6 protein-coding genes are annotated in these 7,316 nt (G+C 68.8%); all 6 read left to right on the top strand.

What is annotated here, in order from left to right:
• The first annotated feature begins 72 nt into the window (after positions 1-72).
• The 6 genes from VB716_RS16465 to argH all read left to right on the top strand — a co-directional run bounded on the left by VB716_RS16465 (position 73) and on the right by argH (position 7,251).
• Entirely contained in the window at positions 73-723 is a 651-nt protein-coding gene (locus VB716_RS16465) for an HpsJ family protein (RefSeq protein ID WP_197157850.1), read from the top strand.
• Positions 724-781: 58 nt separating this feature from the next.
• A complete protein-coding gene (locus VB716_RS16460) occupies positions 782-1,510 on the top strand; it encodes a DUF502 domain-containing protein (protein ID WP_197171282.1) in 729 nt (242 codons plus the stop codon).
• The gene (gene nusB / locus VB716_RS16455) at positions 1,510-2,133 is read left to right on the top strand and encodes a transcription antitermination factor NusB (protein ID WP_197157854.1); all 624 of its coding nucleotides are present in this window, start codon (positions 1,510-1,512) and stop codon (positions 2,131-2,133) included. Before VB716_RS16460 ends, nusB begins: the two co-directional genes overlap by 1 nt.
• Before the next feature lie 251 nt (positions 2,134-2,384).
• Entirely contained in the window at positions 2,385-4,085 is a 1,701-nt protein-coding gene (gene ftsY, locus VB716_RS16450) for a signal recognition particle-docking protein FtsY (RefSeq protein WP_416238133.1), read from the top strand.
• A 112-nt stretch (positions 4,086-4,197) separates the two neighbouring features.
• Positions 4,198-5,670 (top strand): PP2C family protein-serine/threonine phosphatase, encoded by a 1,473-nt coding sequence (locus VB716_RS16445; protein ID WP_323248650.1) that lies wholly within the window; start codon positions 4,198-4,200, stop codon positions 5,668-5,670.
• Positions 5,671-5,775: 105 nt separating this feature from the next.
• A complete protein-coding gene (argH, locus tag VB716_RS16440) occupies positions 5,776-7,251 on the top strand; it encodes an argininosuccinate lyase (RefSeq protein ID WP_323271047.1) in 1,476 nt (491 codons plus the stop codon).
• Positions 7,252-7,316: the final 65 nt, after the last annotated feature.

Below are 7,316 nucleotides of genomic sequence, written 5' to 3'. Positions count from 1 at the left end.
GCTGCTTGATGGCGACCGCCAGGGCGGCCCGGCTCACGGCCCGTACAGTTGCTCCATCCCGTCATCCTGCCTGTGAGTTCCGCCACCTTCGGTCGCCTCGGCTTTCTGCTCCGTTGGCTGGGAATCACGCTGGTGGTGCTGTTGCTGCTGCAGCTGGCGGTGCTGTTGCCCCTCTGGAACTGGGGCGAGGAGGGCTACCGCCAGCTCGTCGTCGATCGGCTCGTCACCCAGTCGCCGATGGCCCTGGTGGGTGTGCTGCTGATGCTGTTCGGTGGCCGCCTCGACGAGCCCACTGCAGGCCGCACCCCCCTGCGCTGGGTGGTGGCGGTCCTGAGCGCCGTGCTGGCCATCGCTCTGCTGGTGGCGGTGCCGATGTCGATCAGCGGCGATCGGGCCATGGCCGATCAGACCGATCAGGGCCTGGCGGCCAAGAAGGGCCAGCTGGAGATGGCCCGGGCCCAGATGGAGAACCCCGAGGCGATTCAGCAGTTCGTCCAGCAGGCCGAGCAGGCCGGCCAGCTGCCAGCCCAGGGCACCGATGAGCAGAAGCGTCAGATGGTCAAGGAGCTGATGGGGCGCCAGCTTGACCAGGCCGAGCAGCAGCTTCGGCAGCAGGAACGGGCCCGCGATCTAGCCGTGAATCAACGCCGCATCGGCGGTACCGGCACAGCCGTTGTTCTGGCGGTCTCCTTCGTACTCGTTGCCCTCGTCGCTCTGCTCTGAAGCGGTGCCTGGCTAAGTTGCCAGCAGGTTGCTATAGGCCGGAGCTCCGGGTTGTCGTTTGGTTCCATCCAGTCCCAGGCCTGATCAGCCGCTGGGCGATCGCCTCCAGCAGGATCTCAAGAACGATCTGATCGCCGGTCTGCTGGTGGTGATCCCGCTGGCCACCACCATCTGGCTGGCCACCACGGTGAGCCGCTTCGTGCTGGCGTTCCTCACCTCGATCCCGAAGCAGTTCAATCCCTTCAACACCCTCAACCCGGTGTTGCAGGAGCTGATCAACCTCGGCGTCGGTCTGCTGGTGCCGCTGCTGGGCATCCTGCTGATCGGCCTGATGGCCCGCAACATCGTGGGCCGCTGGCTGCTGGAGTTCGGCGAGGGAACCCTGCTGCGCATCCCCCTGGCCGGCTCGGTCTACAAAACCCTCAAGCAGCTGCTGGAAACCTTCCTGCAGGGCAATTCCGGCCGCTTCCGCCGGGTGGTGCTGGTCGAATATCCACGCGAGGGTCTCTATGCGCTCGGCTTCGTCACCGCCACCCTGGCCACCAGTCTCCAGGCCAGTTTCAGCGAGCCGATGCTGAGCGTGTTCATCCCCACCGCTCCCAACCCCACCACCGGCTGGTATGCAGTGGTGCCCGAGAGCTCCGTCAGAGACATCGACATCTCGGTGGAGGATGCCTTCCGCACGATCATCTCGGCCGGCATCGTCAGCCCCGACGAACGCGAGCCCACGTCCAATCGCAGCTTCTCCAGCCTGCTGGCCCAGCTGCGCGCCCCCCAACTCTCCTGATGCAGAGCCGCACCCTTGCCCGCGAACTGGCCCTGCTGATGCTCGGCCAGACCAACGACCGCGTTCCAGCGGCCGATCTCTCGCTCGAGACCCTGCTGCAGCAGGCCATGGCCAGCCTCAGCCAGCACGTGCGTGAATCGCTCGATCGCTCCGCAGAGGATCTGCAGGGTGCCCAGCAGCAGCTGCTCGACAGCGAGCTGCAGGACAGCGGCGAGGCCAGCTTGCCGAAGGTGCGCCAGCATCTGCAGGAGGGCATCGCCCAGGCGGAGCAGGCCCTGAATCGGCTGTCGGCCAGCCTGGAGCTGCCGCGCCTGCTGCTGCTCTCCGACCAGGACGACGTGCGTCGTGGTGCCCTGGAGCGGGCCCGGGAGGTGCTGCGGCAGCGCGAGGCTGTGGATGCCCGTCTCGATGGCGTGATGGAGGGCTGGCGTCTCGGCCGCCTGCCCCGCATCGACCGCGACATCCTGCGCCTCGCGGTGGTCGACCTGGAGCACTTCCAGACGCCGCCGGCGGTGGCGTGCAACGAGGCGGTGGAACTGGCCAACCGCTACAGCGATGAGCAGGGCCGCCGCATGATCAACGGCGTGCTGCGTCGCTTCACCCGGTCCGTCTCCGCGAGCTGATCGCCATGGTGTTCGACTGGTTCAAGCGCAACCTGGTCCCTCGCAGCCAGCCGCAGCAGGAGCCCGAACCGGCTTCGGTGCCGCCTGTCCCCGGCCAGGATTCGGAGGCGATCGCTCCTGAGGTTGCGGAGCCCGGGTCACCGGAACCCGACCTGGATCAGGCCGCTGAGTTGACCGCGGCATCGGACGGACGGGCTGCAGAAGGGTCCGTCGCGTCGCTCGAGCTTCAGGGGCCCTCCGAACCCGCAACCTTGGCGCCTTCCCAGCCGGCGTCAGCCCCGATCGAGCCGGCAACGGCTGCCCCAGCAACCAGCCCCTCCGTTTCCCCGGCGAGCGGCCCCTCCGTCGATCAGGACGCTCTGGAGTGGGCCCGTCAGGCCTATGCCCGGCTCAAGGCCCAGCAGCAGGCTGCCGCCGCCGCCGCGGAGCCTGCCCCAGCCCAGCCTGCCGCCGTTCCAGCCCCCCCGGCTCCCGAGCCGGAGGTCGTGCCAGCGTCCGCAGCGACACCCACCCCCGACCAGGCCCCCCCACCGCAGCCCCTGCCTGAGCAGGTTCCGACTGAGCCCCCCGGGCCCAGTGCTGCGTCCGTTGATGTGGCCCAGGAACTGCCGCCTCAGGAGTCCAGCGCCAGAGCTAGTGCCACCACGCCGATTGATGCCGGTGGTTCTGCCACCGCCTCTTCTGCTTCTGCACCCTCTGCCTCAGCTTCCTTTGAGGAGTCAGACGTTGCAGCGTCGTCACCAGACAGCTCCCCCAGCGCCCCAGCGCCGCAAGCTTCCCCTGCACCCGCGGCCGGTCTGTCCCTGCTTGAGCAAGCCGCGGCCCAGCGGCGCCAGCGTCAGCAGGAGCTGATCGCCTCCACCGAGCTGACCGACACCGGCACCCCTACAGCCGCCCCTGCTCAGCCCTCGCCGCAGGCGGATGCCGCCGAACCCAGCCTCGGCGCCTTCGACGACACCTTCACCTGGTCGGCCGAGGTGCTGGCCGCCCAGGGCCGCCAGCTCGACGACATCTCCCTGGAGGAGATCGACTGGCTGGGTCGTCTGCGCCGCGGCCTTGAGAAGACCCGGCGCGGTTTCGTCACCCAGCTGCTCGATCGCCTCGGCGACGATCCGCTCACCCCCGAGGTGCTCGACGACTTCGAAACCACCCTGCTGCGCGCCGATGTGGGCGTGCAGGCCACCGATCAGGTGCTCGAGGCCCTGAGGCAGCGCCTCAACGAGGAGGTGGTGGACCCGGCTGAAGGCATCCGGTTCCTCAAGGAACAGCTGCGTGGCCTCCTGGACGAACCGATCACCGCCAGTGGCGTTCCCCTGCTCGCCCCCGAACGGGAACGGCTCAACGTCTGGCTGATGGTGGGGGTCAACGGCGTCGGCAAGACCACCACCCTCGGCAAGCTGGCCAACCTGGCGGTGCGCAGTGGCTACAGCTGCCTGATCGCCGCGGCCGACACCTTCCGGGCCGCCGCCGTGCAGCAGGTGCAGATCTGGGGTGAGCGCAGCGGCGTGGCGGTGATCGCCAACCCGAGCGCCAATGCCGATCCCGCTGCCGTGGTTTACGACGCCATCGGCGCGGCCCAGTCCAAGGGCACCGAGCTCGTGCTGGTGGACACCGCCGGCCGCCTCCAGACCAAGCACAACCTGATGGAGGAGCTGGCCAAGGTGCGGCGCATCATCGACAAGCTGGCCCCCGATGCCGCCGTGGAATCGCTGCTGGTGCTGGATGCCAGCCAGGGTCAGAACGGCCTGCGCCAGGCGATGGCCTTTGCCAAGGCCGCCGGACTCACGGGCGTGGTGCTCACCAAGCTTGATGGCAGTGCCCGGGGCGGTGTGGCCATCGCCGTGGCCCACGAGGCCGGTCTGCCGATTCGCTTCATCGGCGCCGGCGAGGGAATCCGCGATCTGCGGCCCTTCAACAGCTTCGAGTTCGTCGAGGCCCTGCTGGCGGTCTGAGCCGTTCGACCCAGGCTTGTGCCGCAGCCGGGCCGCCGTGGTGCCCCGGTTGCGATGGCGTCCATGGCGATCGGAAACCACTGCTACCTTGCGAGCTCCCCGCGGCCGCTCCTTGAGCACCAAGCCGCCGCCCAGGGCCGCCATGGCCCCGTCGCCGCTACCCGCCAGCGCCGATCCTGCCGCCGTGCAACCGGACCCCGAGGCGATCGCGCCCCCCGCCTCTGCACCACTCACGGCCACAGCTTCGCTGCGGCAGCTGCTCGACAGCCTCAGTCGCGAGCAACGCCGCAACGGCGAACTGCTGGCGTCGCTGGGTTTCGCCCTGCGCAGCTTCACCAACCTCAGCCGTTTTCTCGAGCTGGTGGCCCTGGTGGCGGCGCGGCTGGTGGAGGCCGAGGGGGCCCTGCTGGTGGTCTTTCACCCCGATGGTCGCCTCTGGCGCGAGCAGCTGCAGGCCTCGCCGCCGGATCGCTGCGCCAAGCTGCTGCGCCAGATCGCCGCCCTGCCCGACAGCGACCTCCAGGCCCAGGCCAGTGAGGAAGCGGTGGTGCAGCTGCTGGATCAGTTGGTCGCCCGCCTGCTCGGTGAGGTTCAGGTGTTCGGTACGTCGGTGGTGGCCCGCAGCAACCAGCGGGGGCGGCTCTATGTGTTCAGCGGCCCGGATGGGTTGTGCTGGAGCGAGGTGAACCAACGCCACATCCAGCTGGTGGCCGATCTCACCGGTGTAGCCCTGGAGAACGAGCTGCTGCTGGCGGATATGCGGCGCCACGAGCGGCTCGATCGCCAGCTCAGCAGCGGCGCCGAGATCCAGGCCCAGCTGCTGCCCGACCACTGCCCGGTGATCGAAGGGGTGGAACTGGCGGCCCGTTGCCGGCCGGCCTTCCAGGTGGGCGGCGATTACTACGACTTCATCCCCACCCGGCCGCAACTGATGGGCCGCCGCCGCGAGCAGGGGCGTTGGGCGCTGGTGATGGGCGATGTGATGGGCAAGGGGGTGCCGGCGGGTCTGCTCATGACCCTGCTGCGGGGCATGCTGCGGGCGGAGGTGCTGAGCGGCCACGCGCCGGATCGGATCCTGCACGACCTCAACCAGCTGGCCCAGGAAGACCTGGCCCACTCGCACCGCTTCGTGACGCTCTTCTATTCCGATTTCGACCCCCGCACCCGCCTGCTGCGTTACGCCAATGCCGCCCACAATCCACCACTGATCTGGCGGCGCCAGAGCGGCAGGGTGGAGCGGCTCGATGCCCCGGGTCTGCTGATCGGTCTGCAGAGCGAGGCCGAGTACGGCTGCGGCCAGCTGGTGCTGGAACCCGGAGACGTGCTGCTCTATTACACCGATGGTGTCACCGAAGCCCCCGGTCTCACCGGAGAGCGCTTCGAGGAGGAGCGTCTCGTGCGGGCACTGCATGCCGCCTGTCGGTCTGGGGTGGGTGCCCAGGGGATCCTCGATCACCTGTTCGCCCGCCTCGATCGCTTCGTCGGCGACGATCGCCAGCCCGACGACGATGCCTCCCTGGTGGTGCTGAAGGTGCGCGAGGAGGTGATGCTGCCGTCCCTGCCCGCCGCAGCCGGTCTGCGGTGAAATGCTGGCCGCAGCAAGGCCCGACCGCCGCTGAGGCCAGCGGCTCTGGCTGAATCCCATCGGCCCTGGGTGGCAAGCTGACGGATCGCCCCAGTGCCTGGCCCGATGGCAGCCGATTCCCCCTCCCCCTCCACCAGCGGTGCGGCCACCGGCGAGCCTGCGGATCGGGGTGTGACCGGCGGAACGGCCGGCAGCTGGAGCGATCGTTTCGAGCAGGGGCTGCATCCGGCGATCGAGCGTTTCAATGCCTCGATCGGGTTCGACATCGCTCTGCTGCAGCAGGATCTCGATGGCTCCGTGGCCCATGCCCGCATGCTGGGCCGCTGCGGCGTGATCAGCGCGGAGGAAGCCGATCAGCTGATCGAGGGTCTGGAAGCCGTGCGGGCCGAGGCGGCCGCCGGCCTGTTCCAGCCGGGCCTGGAGGCCGAAGACGTGCACTTCTCCGTGGAACGGCGCCTGATCGAACGGCTCGGCCCCCTCGGCAAGAAGCTCCACACCGGCCGCAGCCGCAACGATCAGGTCGGCACCGATCTGCGCCTCTGGCTGCGGCAGCAGATCGATGCCATCGATGCGGCCCTGGCGCGTTTTGAGCGCGCCCTGCTGGCCCAGGCCGAACGCCATTCCGAGGTGCTCATCCCCGGTTACACCCACCTGCAGCGGGCCCAGCCGGTCTGCCTGGCCCACCATCTGCTGGCCTACATCGAGATGGCCGAGCGCGATCGCTCCCGCCTCGCGGATGTGCGGCGGCGGGTCAACATCTGCCCCCTCGGGGCGGCGGCCCTGGCGGGGACGCCGGTGCCGATCGATCGCCGTCAGACGGCCGCCGAGCTGGGTTTCGACACCATCTACGCCAACAGCCTCGATGCGGTCAGCGACCGCGATTTCGCCGTGGAATTCATGGCCGCCGCCAGCCTGGTGCTGGTGCATCTCAGCCGCCTCAGCGAGGAAGTGATCCTCTGGGCCAGCGAAGAGTTCGGCTTTGTGGCCCTCACCGACCGCTGTGCCACGGGCAGCAGCCTGATGCCCCAGAAGAAGAACCCCGATGTACCGGAACTGGTGCGGGGCAAGAGCGGCCGGGTGTTCGGCCATCTGATGGGCCTGCTCACGATGATCAAGGGGCTGCCGCTCGCGTACAACAAAGATTTCCAGGAAGACAAGGAAGCCCTGTTCGACGGGGTGCGTACCTGCCTGGATTGCCTTGAGGCGATGGCGATCCTGTTCGAGGAGGGGCTGGCCTTCCGTCCGCAACGCCTCGAGGCGGCTGTAGCCGCTGATTTTTCCAATGCCACCGATGTGGCCGATTACCTGGTGGCCCGGGGGGTGCCTTTTCGCGAGGCCTACCAGCTTGTCGGTGGTCTGGTGAAGACCTGCCTGCAGGAGGGAGTGCTGCTGCGGGATCTGCCCCTGCCGCGCTGGCAGACGTTGCATCCGGCTTTCGCCGACGACATCTACGCCGCCATCGCACCGCGGCAGGTGGTGGCCGCCCGCCGCAGCGAGGGTGGCACGGGCTTCGAGCAGGTGCAGGCGCGGCTGCAGGTGATGCGGCAGCGGCTGTTGCCCCAGGACCGTTGCACGCCGTGACCTCTGCCCGCCGGAATCCCGGCGATTGGCCACTTCGCTCCTAGGCTTCTGTGGTCGTCGGCGCC

Origin of the sequence: Synechococcus sp. CCY9201 (genome assembly GCF_034931105.1) — a bacterium.
In the GTDB taxonomy this organism is placed as follows: Bacteria; Cyanobacteriota; Cyanobacteriia; order PCC-6307; family Cyanobiaceae; genus CBW1002.
The sequence above is the reverse complement of the archived record's forward strand: the minus strand, read 5'-3'. Positions and strand labels throughout refer to the sequence as shown.